18 protein-coding genes and 1 riboswitch are annotated in these 15,695 nt (G+C 43.4%); of the genes, 16 read left to right on the plus strand and 2 right to left on the minus strand.

The window, feature by feature from the left end; genetic code table 11:
• Positions 1-77 precede the first annotated feature (77 nt).
• The 6 genes from R7Z49_RS00480 to R7Z49_RS00505 all read left to right on the plus strand — a co-directional run bounded on the left by R7Z49_RS00480 (position 78) and on the right by R7Z49_RS00505 (position 5,184).
• A complete protein-coding gene (locus R7Z49_RS00480) occupies positions 78-1,931 on the plus strand; it encodes an MFS transporter (protein ID WP_318111131.1) in 1,854 nt (617 codons plus the stop codon).
• A 117-nt stretch (positions 1,932-2,048) separates the two neighbouring features.
• Positions 2,049-2,666, plus strand: a complete 618-nt coding sequence (locus R7Z49_RS00485; protein ID WP_005373653.1) for a hypothetical protein — start codon at positions 2,049-2,051, stop codon at positions 2,664-2,666.
• 104 nt (positions 2,667-2,770) lie between these two features.
• A riboswitch (FMN riboswitch) is annotated at positions 2,771-2,911 on the plus strand.
• A 113-nt stretch (positions 2,912-3,024) separates the two neighbouring features.
• Positions 3,025-3,681 (plus strand): 3,4-dihydroxy-2-butanone-4-phosphate synthase, encoded by a 657-nt coding sequence (ribB, locus tag R7Z49_RS00490; protein WP_005385579.1) that lies wholly within the window; start codon positions 3,025-3,027, stop codon positions 3,679-3,681.
• 105 nt (positions 3,682-3,786) lie between these two features.
• Positions 3,787-4,332 (plus strand): glutathione peroxidase, encoded by a 546-nt coding sequence (locus R7Z49_RS00495; protein ID WP_054577749.1) that lies wholly within the window; start codon positions 3,787-3,789, stop codon positions 4,330-4,332.
• Between the two features lie 10 nt (positions 4,333-4,342).
• The gene (locus R7Z49_RS00500; RefSeq protein WP_005396352.1) at positions 4,343-4,786 is read left to right on the plus strand and encodes a DUF3429 domain-containing protein; all 444 of its coding nucleotides are present in this window, start codon (positions 4,343-4,345) and stop codon (positions 4,784-4,786) included.
• A 152-nt stretch (positions 4,787-4,938) separates the two neighbouring features.
• Positions 4,939-5,184: a hypothetical protein gene (locus R7Z49_RS00505; protein ID WP_005373664.1), complete on the plus strand. Its 246-nt coding sequence runs from the start codon at positions 4,939-4,941 to the stop codon at positions 5,182-5,184.
• Positions 5,185-5,254: 70 nt separating this feature from the next.
• Here the strand turns inward: R7Z49_RS00505 and R7Z49_RS00510 are convergent, their stop codons facing one another.
• Together R7Z49_RS00510 and R7Z49_RS00515 are read right to left on the minus strand one after the other, a co-directional pair.
• On the minus strand, positions 5,255-5,854 hold the full coding sequence (locus R7Z49_RS00510; RefSeq protein WP_005373667.1) for a thiol:disulfide interchange protein DsbA/DsbL: 600 nt from the start codon (positions 5,852-5,854) through the stop codon (positions 5,255-5,257).
• Positions 5,855-5,937: 83 nt separating this feature from the next.
• Positions 5,938-6,318 carry a hypothetical protein gene (locus R7Z49_RS00515; protein WP_005373669.1) on the minus strand — a complete coding sequence of 127 codons (381 nt, stop codon included), beginning with the start codon at positions 6,316-6,318 and terminating at the stop codon, positions 5,938-5,940.
• A 278-nt stretch (positions 6,319-6,596) separates the two neighbouring features.
• Between R7Z49_RS00515 and R7Z49_RS00520 the strand changes: the two genes are divergently transcribed.
• From R7Z49_RS00520 to R7Z49_RS00565, 10 genes are all read left to right on the plus strand, one after another.
• Positions 6,597-6,893: an isoamylase early set domain-containing protein gene (locus tag R7Z49_RS00520; RefSeq protein WP_017635151.1), complete on the plus strand. Its 297-nt coding sequence runs from the start codon at positions 6,597-6,599 to the stop codon at positions 6,891-6,893.
• 213 nt (positions 6,894-7,106) lie between these two features.
• Positions 7,107-7,820, plus strand: a complete 714-nt coding sequence (locus R7Z49_RS00525; protein ID WP_005373673.1) for a response regulator — start codon at positions 7,107-7,109, stop codon at positions 7,818-7,820.
• Positions 7,820-9,118 carry an ATP-binding protein gene (locus tag R7Z49_RS00530; protein ID WP_017819858.1) on the plus strand — a complete coding sequence of 433 codons (1,299 nt, stop codon included), beginning with the start codon at positions 7,820-7,822 and terminating at the stop codon, positions 9,116-9,118. The genes R7Z49_RS00525 and R7Z49_RS00530 overlap by 1 nt, the downstream gene beginning before the upstream one ends.
• Before the next feature lie 119 nt (positions 9,119-9,237).
• Positions 9,238-9,630 (plus strand): hypothetical protein, encoded by a 393-nt coding sequence (locus R7Z49_RS00535; RefSeq protein WP_033906355.1) that lies wholly within the window; start codon positions 9,238-9,240, stop codon positions 9,628-9,630.
• A gap of 160 nt (positions 9,631-9,790) precedes the next feature.
• The gene (locus tag R7Z49_RS00540; protein ID WP_005385571.1) at positions 9,791-10,114 is read left to right on the plus strand and encodes a diacylglycerol kinase; all 324 of its coding nucleotides are present in this window, start codon (positions 9,791-9,793) and stop codon (positions 10,112-10,114) included.
• 21 nt (positions 10,115-10,135) lie between these two features.
• Positions 10,136-11,791: a phosphoethanolamine--lipid A transferase gene (locus tag R7Z49_RS00545; protein ID WP_318111135.1), complete on the plus strand. Its 1,656-nt coding sequence runs from the start codon at positions 10,136-10,138 to the stop codon at positions 11,789-11,791.
• Between the two features lie 123 nt (positions 11,792-11,914).
• Complete coding sequence (locus R7Z49_RS00550; RefSeq protein ID WP_186585464.1) at positions 11,915-12,847, plus strand: Gfo/Idh/MocA family protein; 933 nt, start codon at positions 11,915-11,917, stop codon at positions 12,845-12,847.
• A gap of 218 nt (positions 12,848-13,065) precedes the next feature.
• A complete protein-coding gene (locus tag R7Z49_RS00555) occupies positions 13,066-13,497 on the plus strand; it encodes a YccF domain-containing protein (protein ID WP_005373685.1) in 432 nt (143 codons plus the stop codon).
• A gap of 692 nt (positions 13,498-14,189) precedes the next feature.
• Complete coding sequence (locus R7Z49_RS00560) at positions 14,190-14,528, plus strand: hypothetical protein (RefSeq protein WP_017635147.1); 339 nt, start codon at positions 14,190-14,192, stop codon at positions 14,526-14,528.
• 257 nt (positions 14,529-14,785) lie between these two features.
• The gene (locus R7Z49_RS00565; RefSeq protein WP_005373688.1) at positions 14,786-15,634 is read left to right on the plus strand and encodes a patatin family protein; all 849 of its coding nucleotides are present in this window, start codon (positions 14,786-14,788) and stop codon (positions 15,632-15,634) included.
• Positions 15,635-15,695: the final 61 nt, after the last annotated feature.

Raw genomic sequence — 15,695 nt, forward strand, 5'->3', positions numbered from 1 at the left:
AAAGAGAAAGCTGGTTTAATCGTTCATTGAGCATAAAGTGCTCCCATCTCATTCGACTTTGTTTAATCGGGGCCCGTATGTTTTTCTCAAAACGCTTTTTTCCTTACTTTGTGACGCAATGCCTTGGCGCACTCAATGACAACATCTACAAAAACGTTCTGTTATTGATGGTGACATACAGCCAAATTGATAACCTACCAATATCCGTCAATCTATTCGTTAATTTGGCGGCAGGCTTATTCATCCTACCTTTCTTTCTATTCTCAGCGCATGCTGGTGCCGTCGCTGACAGCATGGACAAAGCCAAATTAATCCGACGTCTAAAGCTCATCGAGCTGGCTATCATGTCTTGCGCAGCAACCGCTATTGCCACCCAAAGTGCCATGCTGATGCTGGTTCTGCTGTTTATGACAGGCACTCAATCGGCCTATTTTGGTCCCGTGAAATACGCCTTGTTACCACAAGCGCTCAAACCAAATGAGCTTGTTAGAGGAAATGCTTGGGTTGAAATGGGCACGTTTCTTTCGATTCTTATAGGTACGCTTAGCGCAGGCCTGCTGCTAGCCATTCCTAATGGTACCTTGATTGCTTCTTGTAACGTGATTGCCTTGTCTTTGCTTGGGTTCATGAGCAGCGTGAATATTCCAACGATGCCTAGCCAATCGAATGACAAAGCGAAATTTGAACCGATTTCTGGTTTAAAGAACACGTTAAAAGTGGCAAAAAAACAGAGAGGCATCTGGATGTCTATTCTTGCCATCAGTTGGTTCTGGTTCATGGGTGCGACTTACCTAACTCAATTCCCTAACTTCGCACGCGAACATTTGTTCGCAGATAGCACTGTCGTTTCTTTACTGTTGGCATTGTTTTCGATTGGTATCGCGACAGGCTCTTGGTTGTGTGAAAAACTTTCTTTCAACCACGTTGAGCTTGGTATTTTGCCATTCGGTATCCTTGGTCTGACAGTCTTTGGCGTCGACTTGCTATGGGCAGTCCCAAGTTATCCATCACTTCCGGTGCACTTTTATGATGTGCAAAGCTTCGTTGCTGAATCAAAACATCTGCGCGTCATGATTGACCTGTTCCTTGTTGGTGTAAGCGGCGGTGTCTTTATTGTTCCTCTTTATGCGTTCATCCAATCGCGTTCAAACAAAGGGGAGTGTGCACGTGCCATTGCTGCTAACAACATCATGAATGCGTTGTTTATGGTGGTGTCTGCTTTGGTTTCGATCGTTGTACTCAGCGTACTAGAGCTTTCTATTGTGGAACTGTTTGCCATGATGGCAATAGGTAACTTTTTCGTGGCGATCTATGTATATCGCCAAGTACCGGAATTTACACAACGCTTTATCAGTTATTTACTCAGCCATTGTATGTATCGTGTGTCCGTAAAGGGGCGCCAACATATTCCTGAACAAGGTGCTGCGTTAATCGTGGCTAACCATGTTAGCTATGTCGATGCATTGATTTTGATGGGAACCTCTACTCGCCCGGTTCGTTTTGTGATGGACAAATCCATCAGCGAGCTACCTGTTCTTAAATATGTATTCCGTCATGCCGGTGTTATCCCGATCTGTTCTCCACGTAAGTGTGCCGACACTTACCGACGAGCATTTGAACAGATTGAACAAGCACTTAACGACGGTGAGGTTGTCTGTATCTTCCCTGAGGGTCGTTTAACGTCTAACGGTCAATTGGGTGAGTTTCGCCCTGGTGTAGAGAAAATCCTTGAACGTAACCCTGTTCCTGTCATCTCTATGGCGTTAAAAGGGCTTTGGGGTTCTTTTTTCAGCCACAAAGGCGGACATGCTCTCACAAAACGACCGACTCGTTTTTGGTCAAAAGTGGATGTTGTTATCGGTGAAGTGTTAAGTCCTGCGTCTTTAAATCGTCATCAATTGCAACAACAAATACAGGATTTACTGGGCTGAGTCGCTTGCTACAGCAGTCAAACTTTGCAGCAAAACGTAAATATGCACCACAAAGCACAAGTAGTTTCTTGTCAATTAGAGTAGGATATCTACGACGTCATAAATCTAGGAGGTATTATGAAAATCATCATCTTACATGGTCTTTATATGCATGGGCTGGTCATGCAGCCTCTTAGCCAAAAGCTGAGAAAACTCGGATACGAAACGCAAGTACTCAGCTATAACACCGTTGCTATCGATGAGTCTTCACTGTTTGATTCTATTGATCATTCGCTTAATCCACTGACCACAAACGTGCTCGTGGGACACAGCTTGGGAGGCTTGATGATTAAGCGCTATCTCGCCAACAGAAAACCGAGCACTAACTTAATCTCTCATGTTGTCGCTATCGGTTCGCCTCTGAAAGGCGCGTCCATTGTAGGTCGAATTCAAGATCTCGGATTGGGTGCAATTTTAGGCAATTCGCCACACCACGGATTAAACAAACATGATGACGCTTGGGATTTCCCTCAAAAACTCGGCAGTATCGCAGGAACGATGCCGATTGGCGCTCGCCCATTGTTGATCCGTAATGACAACACCATGTCGGACGGTACCGTTACCGTAGAAGAGACAAGACTGGACGGTATGCAAGATCATATCGAAGTGAAGCAAACGCATACGAGCCTGATTTACAACACCTTCGTGCCGCAGCAGATTGATCACTTTATTCGCACAGATTATTTCCGTCGATAGCACACTTTTCCATCATACAGATGGAATCGACTTTCCAAGCTATTCAGTTCGCAGTACTATCCTAGCTCCACTTCTTCACAACTTGGATGAAGTGGTACATTTTTAATTGTTCTCAGGGCGGGGCGAAATTCCCCACCGGCGGTATACTTTTTCAAGTGAGCCCGCGAGCGCTCGATTCGTCGAGGTCAGCAGATCTGGTGAGATGCCAGAGCCGACGGTTATAGTCCGGATGAAAGAGAATAAGAATACACCAGCATAGCGAGTCAGATCGCTAAGAATGCTGGTGCACTTCTTTTTGATCGTATTTTACGGCGATCTCTCATACCGCCCTGATTCTGGTGAAATTTAGGAGTTAACCATGAATCAGTCATCACTACTTGCCGAATTCGGCGACCCAATTACTCGCGTTGAAAACGCACTTATCGCTTTAAAAGAAGGCCGTGGCGTACTGCTTCTTGATGATGAAGATCGCGAAAACGAAGGCGATATCATTTATTCAGTCGAGCACCTCACTAACGAGCAAATGGCATTGATGATCCGCGAATGTAGCGGCATCGTTTGTTTGTGCTTAACAGATGTTCAAGCAGACAAACTGGAACTGCCTCCAATGGTGGTAAACAACAACAGCGCAAACCAAACCGCATTTACGGTTTCTATTGAAGCGAAAGTTGGTGTAACAACGGGTGTTTCAGCAGCAGACCGCGTAACGACCATTAAAACGGCGGCAAACCCGCACGCAAAACCGGAGGATCTTGCTCGCCCGGGTCACGTATTCCCTCTGCGTGCACGTCCAGGTGGTGTAATGACTCGCCGTGGTCACACAGAAGGTACGATTGATCTGATGCAAATGGCAGGGCTTCAACCCGCTGGCGTACTGTGTGAAGTGACCAATCCAGATGGCACGATGGCAAAGGCACCGGAGATCGTAGCATTCGGTCGCCTGCACAACATGCCGGTACTGACGATTGAAGACATGGTAATGTACCTGAACCAGTTCGAGTTGAAACTGGCATAGTCAGATCTCAGCTCTTGAAAAAAACCGCGCATTTGTGCGGCTTTTTTGATCGATCCTCTTTGCACTTGAGTAGTTATACTTCTTGAAAACAAGGGGAACAACACCATGAAAGGATTACTGAAACTCGCCGCTCTCGTTAGCTTTCTCTCCATGAATTCGCTTGCTCTTGCATCTGAGTGCCCTGATATTCTTCAAGGTAAGCAAAGGTTGTTAAACTCAACGGAAGAAGTCGATCTATGCGAAAGCTTTAAGGGAAAGACACTACTAATCGTCAATACAGCAAGCCAGTGCGGCTTCACTCCTCAGTTCGAACAGTTAGAAACCCTCTATCAAACTTACAAAGACCAAAACTTCACCGTTATCGGTTTCCCGAGCAATGACTTTCGACAAGATAGAGGAAGCGAAACAAACACAGCGAAAGTCTGTTATCTCGATTACGGGGTAACCTTTCCAATGATGGCTCGCTCTTCAGTATTAGGTGTAGATGCGAACCCAGTCTTCAACCAGATTACTAACCAAGCAGGCATAAAACCAAAATGGAACTTCTACAAGTTTCTAATTAGCTCTGAAGGTAAAGTTATTGCTACTTTTCCAAGCTCCACATCACCGACAAGTACTACGCTTACCAATATGATAGAGCAACAATTATAAGGTGACGACCATGACAACACGCTCAACCATGCTACAACTCGGTTACTTAGGCCTGGTTCCATTTGTGTTTAGTTTAGGGCTGATTTTCACTGACATCTCACTCTTCAATTTAAGTGGTCAGCAATTTTTCATCGCATATAGCGCCGTTATATTAAGTTTTTTATCCGGCATCCTTTGGGGTAATGGCATTGAGCATTACTACCACCGCCTTAGCCGAAATATATTAATTCTCAGCAACCTTTTTGTCTTACTGGCTTGGGGCGCATTACTGCAGGGCCACAAACATTACGCAGTCGCAACCCTACTCTTAGCAATTGGGTACCTTGCTGTTTGGTATGCAGAAAAGCTCGTGAGGAAAGTCGAACAAGACGCCGAGCCCAAGGGATATCAAGGAATGAGGAGCAAACTGACCTTCGGCGTAATCGTAATGCACGGATTGGCTTTAGTTTCATAACCTGGTCTGTCCAGTACTAAGATCACAAAAAAACGTCTTTTTATAAAACAATGTTCATTTCGTGAATGCACACATATTTTGAACACTGTTTTGTTTCATTTATGAATCAATCCACATATAAGTAATTCAAAGCATTCACAAAGGATATGAATATGTTTTTTCGCAAACTTTTGTTTAGCACTGCGATGATCAATGCAACGACAGGTTGCGTGTCTTACCAGGCACAACAAGCCGCCGCTCAAACAGTAAATAATACAGGTGCCGTGCTTACCAATGTGATTAAAACCACGATTGCTCAGCCATGTAATGTTGCAATCACTGCTGCTAGCTTGTTTTATCCGCATGCCATATTTATGACTAGTGTTCCGACTCAAGCATGTACAAGCGTTCTTAGATAATACGAGTGTGATAAGCATAAAAAATGGCGACTCTACCGTCGCCATTTTTAAGCATCAATGCTATTTACAGTTACAGCGTCAATAAGTAATTAACTAATTGATTGTACTCGTCGTAAGTACGAATTTCGTTGGCCAAAACAATGTATTTATTGTTCACAACCACACCCGGAACCCCTCTTAACGTGCTAGCAGAGAATTGCTTATCAAAACCTTTCTGCATTGAGTTTACGGCGAAACTGTTGTACGCCGCATCAAACTTCTTACCTTCTACGCCATTATCAACGAAGAGTTGTTTCAGCTCAGCTTCGTCTTTTGGCGCTTGTCGCTTTTGATGAATTTGGGCAAACATGGCAGGAATCATTGTATCTTCAACCCCAAGCGACACCATCGTCGCGTAGGACTTGGCCATCGGAATCGCCATATCTCCGCCCATGAACCCCACATGCACCTTTTCAAACTTTGCCTCTTTTGGCAGAGCAGGTTTTAAACGCTCAATAAGCGACTCAAACTTGTAGCAATGTGGGCAATAAAAAGAAAAGAATTCCGTCACAACAGGTTTCGATGCTTTCTTTACATCCAGAACTTTGTAGTGCTTCCCTTCTTCAAATTGCGCTGCATGAGCGGTAAAAGTCAGTAAAAGTGCACTACATAAGGCAAGTAGTTTTTTCATTGTTTATTTCCTTGTGGCATTCAAATGCCAAATCATTTCATTTGGTAAAAAGGGGTAGACCCCAAGTAATTTGAGATGAGGAATTAAACAATCGGAGGACGATAAAGCTTGGTGATCACTGTCACTACTTTTTCGACTAGAGGCCTATCAATCAAGGCAAGGCTATAAGGAAGAAGCAGTAAGTCGTTTTGAGATAAGTTGGCGGGAATTTTGACCATGCAGGAAGAGCTACAACTCGTGTGAGATTGTTGTGCCTTATTGATGGCTGACTCATCGTGATGTGATTCTACGCAGTCGTCATTGACGCCAAGTTGTTTGTGCAGAGCAGCCTGTTGAACAATAAGATCGCGTACTTCAATTGTTTTCATCGGAGCGGAAGCCTGCGCCACAGGAGCGACACTACTCAAAAGCATAGCAACTAAGCAAACTATCGCAGTCAACAATGTACGGTTAAACTTCAACATAGCTACATCAAGGAAAATGGTGATTTAAGATAATACATGATAACGGTTTGACTTCAAGATACGGACTCTCGGCTCGCTAACAAACTCTGTTCTTTGACTATTTTAGGCTAGTGAATTTTCTCTCTAACGCTCCCTCAGTACACGAAACCAGCACAACGAGCTATTCACCGTTCGGATACTCCCCTCATCAGATACCAGCAACAATTCGATAAAACTTGAAATCATTATGAAACACGAGTAATAGTTAGAACAGTTTTTGTACGAACAAGGAAAGATCAATGCTTAAAAAAAGATTCTTTAAGACAAAAGATGAAGTCGAAGTCACGTTCGAGCTAGATAAAGATCAGTGGGACTCTGTCCAAATTGCTGGAGACTTCAACAACTGGCAGCCAGAACCGATGAAATTAGTGAAGAAAAGTCGTCAGTTTAAATTTAAAACCCGCTTACCTAAAGCGCAGAATGTTCAGTTCCGTTACTTGCTCGATGATGCGAAGTGGGAAAATGACCCACAAGCTGATGCTTACGTTCCAAATGTTTTTGGCAGCGACAACAGCGTCGTGTGTACCACCGAATAAGCGGTAATTTCGCTTTAAGATTCCATACCTAGGCGCAAACGTTGCGCCTTTTTACATCTCCCGAAATGTGATTGGTGATTAGATTTAAATCATTAATTGGCAATTTTATCCAATTAACTCATCCGATAACCTTATTCTGAGAAAGCTTTATTTGAAATAATTCGTAAATTTGTTTAAGTTCCATTGATATTAAATATTGTATACATCACTTAAATGAACGCACAACAAATCAAACCATCTCTAATCATTGTGGAAGACGATCCCAAATTACAAACTATGTTGGGTGAGTATTTTGTTGAACAAGGTTTTCAGGTCAAATGTATCGACAATGGGACGGACGCACCCAATGCGATTATTGACACACAACCAGACGTGGTGCTGTTAGATTTGATGCTACCCGGGCAAGATGGTCTGAGTGTATGTCGTCAAATCCGAGAATGCTACAAAGGCAAAGTGTTGATGCTGACAGCAAGTGATGATGACTTCGATCATGTCGCCGCATTAGAAATAGGCGCAGATGACTTTGTTACTAAACCCATCAAACCTCGCGTATTGCTGGCTCGTATTCGCATGCTATTAAGAAGAAAAGAGGCGGCGCCTACCGAGTCCGAAAACGGCCTACAAATTGGTGTTCTGTGTTTAAACCGGTTGCGTAAATCGTGCGTAATGAACCAAGAAGAAATTGCGCTGACAGACGGCGAGTTCGATTTGTTGTGGGTTCTTGCTACGCATGCTGAAAAAACACTATCACGTGAGTGGCTGACCAAAACACTGCGTGGTATTGAATACGATGGCACAGACCGAACCATTGATAATCGCATAGTGACACTGAGAAAGAAGCTAGGCGATGCTTCTTGCTCACCACAAAAAATCATTACCGTTCGCGGCAAAGGCTACCTATTTATGCCTGATGCATGGAATGAATAATGAGACGGATTTATCTGGAAAGCTTTGTTGGCCTTATCATTCTGTTTATGGCTAGCTTGTGGGGATACGAGTTCTTAGTTTATGAGATCAACACAGATTATGACTACCTATTACAAGAGCATGAGGGTCAAGCTTTTCACGATCTGATCTATCCTATCTATAAAGAACACGGATTAGAATATACTCAACAACAGTTGGAACAATTTGCCACATCAAGCCATCGTTTGTTGGTGCCTCATACGCTTGAAGAGCTTCCAACAGACATCAAAAAGGCGTTTGAAAGTGATACCTCCGTTAACGTCGCTTACGATGAAGAAAGGGATATCTGGTTCCGCCTAGATGCGAGCACGCCTATCTTTAAAATGAGCGATAATCCGAATAGCCCTGTGGTTAAAGCAGCCAACTTTGATGACAATATCGTTTGGTTGTTCTTTTTAGCTGGATTTGCTCTGTATTGCATATTGTTGATCTGGTTCTTAAGCCGTCGGATTCGAGAGCTAGAGAGAGTGACCGTTGAGTTTGCCTCAGGTAACTTCAAGGCTCGAGCTAGTACCTCAAGCGCTAAGTCTGTTGGGACGTTAAACAAAAGCTTTAACACGATGGCCGATAAAGTATCTCGCTTGATCACTAGCAATAAAATGCTAACTAACGCCGTTGCACATGAATTGCGTACCCCAATCTTCCGCTTACAATGGCAAGCAGATTTGTTATCGGATTCAACCTTAACTGAACAACAGAAAAAGTATGTTTACAGTATCGTCGAAGACATTGACGAGATGGAAGAAATGGTTGAAGAATTGCTTTACTACGCAAAGATGGAGCGTCCTGACACAGCATTACAAACTCAAGAAGAAGTCGTCCTATTCAACTTAGTCAAAGAATTACGACAGAGATGGCAAAAAGAGACTACGCTCGGTATTTCGCTTCAAGAAGTAAACTCAGAAAACGTTCTCGCGTTTGCTGACCCAAAATTGTTAAAGCGAGCCTTAGATAACTTGCTGCGCAATGCAATGCGGTACGCGGATAAGCAGATTTTAGTAGAGATAAAACACGATCAGCACCGCTGCTTCATCAATGTTCATGATGATGGCATAGGTATTGAAGAAAAGCATTGGCCTCATCTATTCGAACCATTTTACAGTGCGGATGAATCTCGCAACAAAAAGACGAGCGGGTTTGGGCTCGGCTTGGCGATTGTCAGACAGATAATGGAGCTTCAACGTGGAGAAGTTTCGATTTGCCATAGCCCACTTGGAGGAGCTTGCTTCACACTTAGCCTCAAAAAATCAGACAGTTAACTTAACCTTCCTACCCCGTTTACAGAAGACGACACTTCAATACACTCAAGCGACAGAGCCCAACAATAAAACAGTGTACATTTAATCCATAAGATTCACACACTAAATGGATAGTACTCATGTATAAATCTTTTATCCTGATTATGGCGCTTACTTCTACGCTTACAGCTTGCGCCTACAACCAAAAACCTGTCGTCGACATGACCAATGTCGACCCTAGTACATATGAACAAGACTTTCTTTACTGCCAAGGCTATGCAGAAAATGTCGACAAATCAGAGGCAGCGAAATCTGAAGCCACTAATGGGGCAGTTACAGGCGCATTGATCGGCGCAGCTGCTGGTGCGCTAGAAGACGGATTAGGTGGAGCGGCTGTCGGTGCTGCGGCCGGCGGTGCTGTAGGAGCTGGAGCTGGTGCTTTGAGTGCAACAAATGATTCAACCAAAACTCAATCTCTCGTATTGCGTAAATGCCTCCAGCACAAAGGCTATACCGTCTACGATCTTGATTAAATAAGCACTTTTCTTAAATTATCGCGCGATGGATTCTATTCACAAATGTTTCACGCTGTAACGATTAATCTCGTTACCTCTCTGGGATATGTGTTCCATCCCAATGCTTAAATAGTAAGGTCATATTTTGAAGCCAGGTAAAACAGGTATACGCCGTGTCATGGATGCGACCGGCTATTCATTTCAAGGATTGAAAGCCGCATGGACACACGAAGCCGCTTTTAGACAAGAATTGATTCTCGCCTTGGTGCTTTCCGTCTGTGCTTTTTTCCTTCCTGTCACCACATACGAAAGAGTGCTGATGATCAGTAGCCTGTTCTTGGTATTGATCGTAGAACTCATTAATTCCGCCGTAGAAGCGGTTGTCGACCGTGTTAGCGATGACTGGCACGAGCTCAGTGGTAGAGCCAAAGATATTGGCTCAGCAGCAGTATTTGTTGCGTTAACTCTTGCCCTTTTTATTTGGGCTTCGTTCTTGCTCTAATTTTTATTCAAGACACTCATTATGAAGACACATGATTTACAACAGAGAGGTATCTCTTACGTTACCTTTACTTTCCTGTTGGCGCTGTATTTCGCTCTCGTCGTAAATATCCCTATTTATAAAGAACTGATCGGCATCTTTACACACTTAGATAATGTCAAGATTGGATTTATTATCACAATACCAATTTTCTTTCTTGCCGCGCTCAATTTCCTTTTTAATTTATTTAGTTGGCCTGGGATCGGCAAGCCGTTCTTTATAATTTTAATCATTGTTTCAAGTATGGTGAGCTACGCAAGCTATAACTATGGCACACTTTTCGATTCTGGAATGATTGCCAATATTGTTGAAACCGATTCGAGCGAGGCGAGTTCTTACCTGAGTGCTCACTCTGTAATTTGGACGCTGATTATGGGAGTTATCCCAGCGATAATTGTCTTTAAGGTCAAGCTGCAATCTCAACGTCACCAATTACTGTACTTCTCTGTTACCAAATTAGTATCGATGCTGTCGTCGCTAGCTGTCATCGCCGTCATTGCCAGCGTGTACTATCAAGACTACGCATCTGTAGGGCGCAACAATAGCCACCTAAAAAAAATCATCATACCCACCCAGTTCGTTTACAGCGCGACCGGGTATGTGAAGGAGAAATATTTCACCACGCCAGAGCCATATCGAGAAATCGGCACAGATGCAAAGCAGTCAGATAGCGCCGTACAGCAAGCACAGCGCAAACCAACACTACTGGTTTTTGTCGTAGGAGAAACCGCTCGAACGCAGAACTACCAACTCAATGGCTATACACGAGAGACAAACCCTTATACTAGTAAATTGGATGTTATCTCATTTCAAGACGTCGCATCTTGTGGCACCGCGACTGCTGTATCTGTGCCTTGTATGTTTTCACAGCTCACGCGAAACGAGTTTGAACGCACCAAAGCGGATAACCAGGACAATGCTCTCGATATAATGCTGCGCGCTGGGGTTGACCTCATTTGGAAAGAAAATGACGGTGGGGATAAAGAAGTAGCCCACAAGATCAAGAAAATTGAAGTGGATCGAAAGCAAGTAAGCCCTATGTGTAATGGCCAAACTTGTTACGACATGGCGCTATTAGATCATTTTGATCAGGAAGTCGCGGATATGCACGGTAACCGAGTGGTCGCCATGCACCTTATAGGAAGCCACGGTCCGACCTATTTTCAGCGTTACCCAAGAGACAACGCCTTCTTTAAACCAGACTGTCCACGTGCAGATATCGAAAACTGTAGCATCGAACAAATAGTGAACACATATGACAATACCATACGCTACACCGATCTTGTATTGGCAGAAACCATCAAAAAACTTAAAGCGTTAGAGTCTGAGTATAATACCGCGCTAATTTATATATCGGATCACGGTGAGTCACTAGGCGAAAATGGATTGTTCTTACATGGTATGCCTTATGGCCTTGCACCAGATTTCCAAAAACGCGTTCCTTTGATCATGTGGCTGTCTTCGGGCTTTAAACAAGCGAAGCAGATCAATACCGACTGTTTGTATAAACAAGCACAGAATGCAGGCCAATACTCACATGATAACGTATTCCACTCTTTATTAGGCATTATGGATGTACAAACTCAAGCCTACGATAGCAAGTTAGATATATTCAAAGCCTGCCGAGCCGTTTCCTAAATCATTCAATAAAGCCTGGCTCAAAGTGTGAATCAGGCTTTTTCTAACAAGGTATTTAAACTCATCGCCGCGCCAAGCGTTATACTGACAGTCCGCGATCCATACATCGAGATAAGGACTAGGATGAAAATTGGTATTATTGGTCTAGGGGATATCGCTCAGAAAGCATACCTTCCTGTTATCACTCAGCTTCCAAATATCGAACTTGTATTTTGTACCCGCAACCCAAACACACTTGAGAGCCTGGCTAAGCAGTATCGAATCTCAGAGATCTGCCAAGACTACCAGCAACTTCTACACTTTGGCGTCGATGCCGTCATGATTCATGCGGCAACAAGCGTACACCCTCAAATAGCGGCATTTTTTCTGCAGCATGGAATTCCAACCTTTGTCGACAAACCATTAGCGAACAGTGCTGATGACGTGGAAAAGCTGTACGACATTGCCGAAAAAGAGAGACAGCCACTCTATGTGGGCTTTAACCGTCGTCACATTCCACTTTACAACCAACATATGCCACAAGTGCAGCAAGGCAACATATCTGACTTAAAGTCGCTACGCTGGGAAAAGAACCGTCACCAACTACCGGGGGATGTTCGTACCTTTATATTTGATGATTTTATTCACCCATTAGACAGCGTTAACGTCACAGCCAAAGCCGATCTAAGAGATGCTTATGTAACTCATCAACTTGAAGGTAGTCAGTTGGCGCGTTTAGATATTCAGTGGCAACATGGAGATACTTTGCTCCACGCCTCGATGAATCGCCACTTCGGTATCACTACAGAGCGCGTTCAAGCTTGTTATGCAAACAAGGCAGTTGAGTTCGACTCCTTCGTTGAAGGCAAACTATGGCAAGCTAACCAAGAGCAAAAAATCAATTTGAAAGACTGGACGCCAATGCTAACGAGTAAAGGTTTCCATTCGATGTTGCTCGACTGGTTTGGCGTCGTTGAGTCTGGAAATATTGCTAATGAAGTAGTAAAACGCAACATTGCCAGCCATCGATTGGCAGAGCAAATTTGTCAATATATCGAGAAAGTTGTCTCTAGATAATGCGATTCTTGGCTATATGCTTGATTGAGTATTACGCTCTATACTAAAAAGACTTGCCTTAGGGAAGGCATTCATTCTCTGTTAAGACTACAGCGATTATTCTATCAATCAGGTGAATGAGGGCACAAAAGCACACATCGACAAAACAGACGGTTTAGATTTGTTTTACGCTGCTCTCAGGTATCTGAATCATCACATTCAAGAATAAAGGAAATAGAATGAGAACACTTGGTAACATCATTTGGTTTGTATTTGGTGGCGTATTTATGGGGTTGCTATGGTGGTTTTTTGGTATTTTGGCCTTTATTAGCATCATCGGAATACCTTGGGGGCGTGCGTGTATCGTTATGGGTAATTTTTCCTTTTTCCCATTCGGTAAAGAGGCCATCTCACGCGATGAATTGACCAATGAAATGGACATTGGCACGAGTCCGCTCGGCGTTATTGGTAACGTCCTTTGGTTTGTATTTGCAGGCCTTTGGTTAGCTATCGGTCACGTACTTTCTGCAGCAGCATGCTTTGTCACCATAATCGGCATTCCGTTTGCGCTCCAACACCTCAAGCTAGCGGTTATTTCACTCGCACCAATTGGTAAAACGGTTGTATCGTCAGAAGAAGCTGCAATGGCTCGATACAACATCAATCGTTAGCAAAAAGCTAATGCGCTTTCTATCCTCTGGGCAGTCATGCTCAGAGGGTAACGCCCGTCAAAAGTAAGCCTATAATCGCTATCGCATATTCAATAATGGCTGATTGTATATTCATACCGTCACCTTTACGTTGAAGTTTATCCTAGCTCAGCACTGCTTTACTTTTATAATTAATCAATACACCCAAGTGAATTCAAGATGCTAGACTCATAGCGTCGTCACTGATTCAAACTCCAAGAACGACGTAACGAAAAAGCGAGCTATCCTATGCTCGAAATATGGGTTCTTTCCCCCTCGAAGTAGAGTTCAACAACAAAAAAGACGAACTATAAGCATAGCCAAAATTAATGCTTTTCGACCTAAAATATCTCACATCAATCAAAGAAAGCTTCTAAGATTTTCTCTTTTTGAGTAAATATAGACAGTTACAGTAGCGAAATTCTTCTCGGTAAAAATCCCCACTCAATCTCATGATCAGTTTTTAAAAAAAACAACAAAAATTCGTTGTTATCTAGAGTAATTATTTTATTTGTCGCAGAGCAATTCCATCAATATCATTTGCGACATCGGAGTGCTAGAGCATTGAAATTTTTAGCATTTATCACAGGTATAGAACGTAAAAAACCTTTTATTACTTATTTTTCTTTTTTACATATGTTCTAACTCAACGTCTATTCAGACAGGAATATACCGTGGATAAATATCAAGCAGCTTATGCTAAACGTCTAGAGAAACTAAATGGGGATCCATCTCCTAAAACGATAGCCCGCCTTTCGGCTTGGGATGCGTTTTTTAACAAGGAGTACGAGCTCCAAGACTTGGAATACCAGCTATCGGACGCTGCGCACCAGCACTATGAACAGTCGCATGCGAAGAGCGACATTAGCTTCAAAGAATTCAAACGAGCGTTCTATAATGAATCCATCAAAATTTACAATTTAACTGATGGCGCTTCTATCCAGAAAGTATTCACCCCATTACTTTTGCTTACAACGCTCTGGATAGTGTTTGTATGCCTATTTAACAAGTGATCATCAAACTATTCCAACAACGATCAGTATGGGACTACAGGTATGGCTCTATGTAAGGGGGCTAATTGGCTCGGTCTCCTTCACTAAATTAGCGACTCAATTACCCGCAATTCCATAGGCTAAAAGTGACAAGGGCATCCGTTGATGCCCTTTTTATTCAAAGGAACGCAACCTAGACCTTTGGCCCACTTGGGTATAAAACCATTATGCGTTAAGCTGCACGCTATTATCCGATTGATAAAGAGTGGAGCGAAGTGATGGAAAAAGTAGGCTCTCGAGCATTGATTGTCGAAGGTGGAGCCATGCGAGGCGTATTTTCATGCGGCATACTCGATCATTTTCTTGCTAGCGAGTTCTCTCCATTTGATAGCTTTTGGGGAGTGTCTGCGGGTGCTAGCAACTTGGCTGCCTACTTAGCTAAAATGCCCGGACGTAACTTAAAAATCTACCTCGATTACAGCTTAAGAAAAGAATTTATCTCTCCATCTCAACTTCTACGTGGTGGTGATATGATGAACTTAGACTGGATGTGGAATGTCACCCTCGAAGAACTTGGCATCGATAAATCTGCGCTCAAAGCTGATTCACGACCTTTCTTTTTAGGCGTGACGCGTCAAGACAATGGGCAAGCGGAGTACCACCTTCCTGATGTCGACGACTTGGCAGAAACAATGAAAGCCAGCAGCGCACTGCCTGTACTTTACCGAAATGGCGTATCACTGAACGGAATTCAATACGTTGATGGTGGCGTCTCAGACGCACTTCCTGTTGCAGAAGCAATAAAGCGAGGAGCCAAAAAAATTATGGTTTTACGCAGCCAACCCGCAAGCTATCAAAAGCCAAGAGGAAGATTCAGCGCCCTAACTAGGAGGATGTTGAAAGAAACGCCCGGATTAATTGAACCGATGTTGACACGTGAAGTTCGCTACAATCAGACCTTAGCGCTGATCAACAACCCACCACCTGGTATCGAAATCATTCAAGTGTGTCCTCCTGAAACATTCAAGTTGAAACGGCTGAGTCGATCGCCAGCACCACTGCGTCATGCTTATGAGTTAGGAATTGAAGCAGGAAAGGAAGCCATCATACGATGGAGTCAGAAGTAGAAAAAAGCCACGTGGATTAAACGTGGCTAACGCAAATTCGATGGCAGTGGATTATCGTATT

This window comes from Vibrio sp. 1562 (assembly GCF_033340155.1).
Lineage (GTDB): Bacteria > Pseudomonadota > Gammaproteobacteria > Enterobacterales > Vibrionaceae > Vibrio > Vibrio alginolyticus.

Bases quoted from the DNA above. Each gene is read 5' to 3' on its own strand.
- R7Z49_RS00520 (WP_017635151.1), top strand. From the start codon at position 6,597: ATGCTTAAAAAAAGATTCTTTAAGACAAAAGATGAAGTCGAAGTCACG.
- R7Z49_RS00495 (WP_054577749.1), top strand. From the start codon at position 3,787: ATGAAAGGATTACTGAAACTCGCCGCTCTCGTTAGCTTTCTCTCCATG.
- R7Z49_RS00480 (WP_318111131.1), top strand. From the start codon at position 78: ATGTTTTTCTCAAAACGCTTTTTTCCTTACTTTGTGACGCAATGCCTT.
- R7Z49_RS00540 (WP_005385571.1), top strand. From the start codon at position 9,791: ATGGATGCGACCGGCTATTCATTTCAAGGATTGAAAGCCGCATGGACA.
- R7Z49_RS00530 (WP_017819858.1), top strand. From the start codon at position 7,820: ATGAGACGGATTTATCTGGAAAGCTTTGTTGGCCTTATCATTCTGTTT.
- R7Z49_RS00505 (WP_005373664.1), top strand. From the start codon at position 4,939: ATGTTTTTTCGCAAACTTTTGTTTAGCACTGCGATGATCAATGCAACG.
- R7Z49_RS00525 (WP_005373673.1), top strand. From the start codon at position 7,107: ATGAACGCACAACAAATCAAACCATCTCTAATCATTGTGGAAGACGAT.
- ribB (WP_005385579.1), top strand. From the start codon at position 3,025: ATGAATCAGTCATCACTACTTGCCGAATTCGGCGACCCAATTACTCGC.
- R7Z49_RS00485 (WP_005373653.1), top strand. From the start codon at position 2,049: ATGAAAATCATCATCTTACATGGTCTTTATATGCATGGGCTGGTCATG.
- R7Z49_RS00545 (WP_318111135.1), top strand. From the start codon at position 10,136: ATGAAGACACATGATTTACAACAGAGAGGTATCTCTTACGTTACCTTT.
- R7Z49_RS00515 (WP_005373669.1), bottom strand. From the start codon at position 6,318: ATGTTGAAGTTTAACCGTACATTGTTGACTGCGATAGTTTGCTTAGTT.
- R7Z49_RS00500 (WP_005396352.1), top strand. From the start codon at position 4,343: ATGACAACACGCTCAACCATGCTACAACTCGGTTACTTAGGCCTGGTT.
- R7Z49_RS00550 (WP_186585464.1), top strand. From the start codon at position 11,915: ATGAAAATTGGTATTATTGGTCTAGGGGATATCGCTCAGAAAGCATAC.
- R7Z49_RS00535 (WP_033906355.1), top strand. From the start codon at position 9,238: ATGTATAAATCTTTTATCCTGATTATGGCGCTTACTTCTACGCTTACA.
- R7Z49_RS00565 (WP_005373688.1), top strand. From the start codon at position 14,786: ATGGAAAAAGTAGGCTCTCGAGCATTGATTGTCGAAGGTGGAGCCATG.
- R7Z49_RS00510 (WP_005373667.1), bottom strand. From the start codon at position 5,854: ATGAAAAAACTACTTGCCTTATGTAGTGCACTTTTACTGACTTTTACC.
- R7Z49_RS00555 (WP_005373685.1), top strand. From the start codon at position 13,066: ATGAGAACACTTGGTAACATCATTTGGTTTGTATTTGGTGGCGTATTT.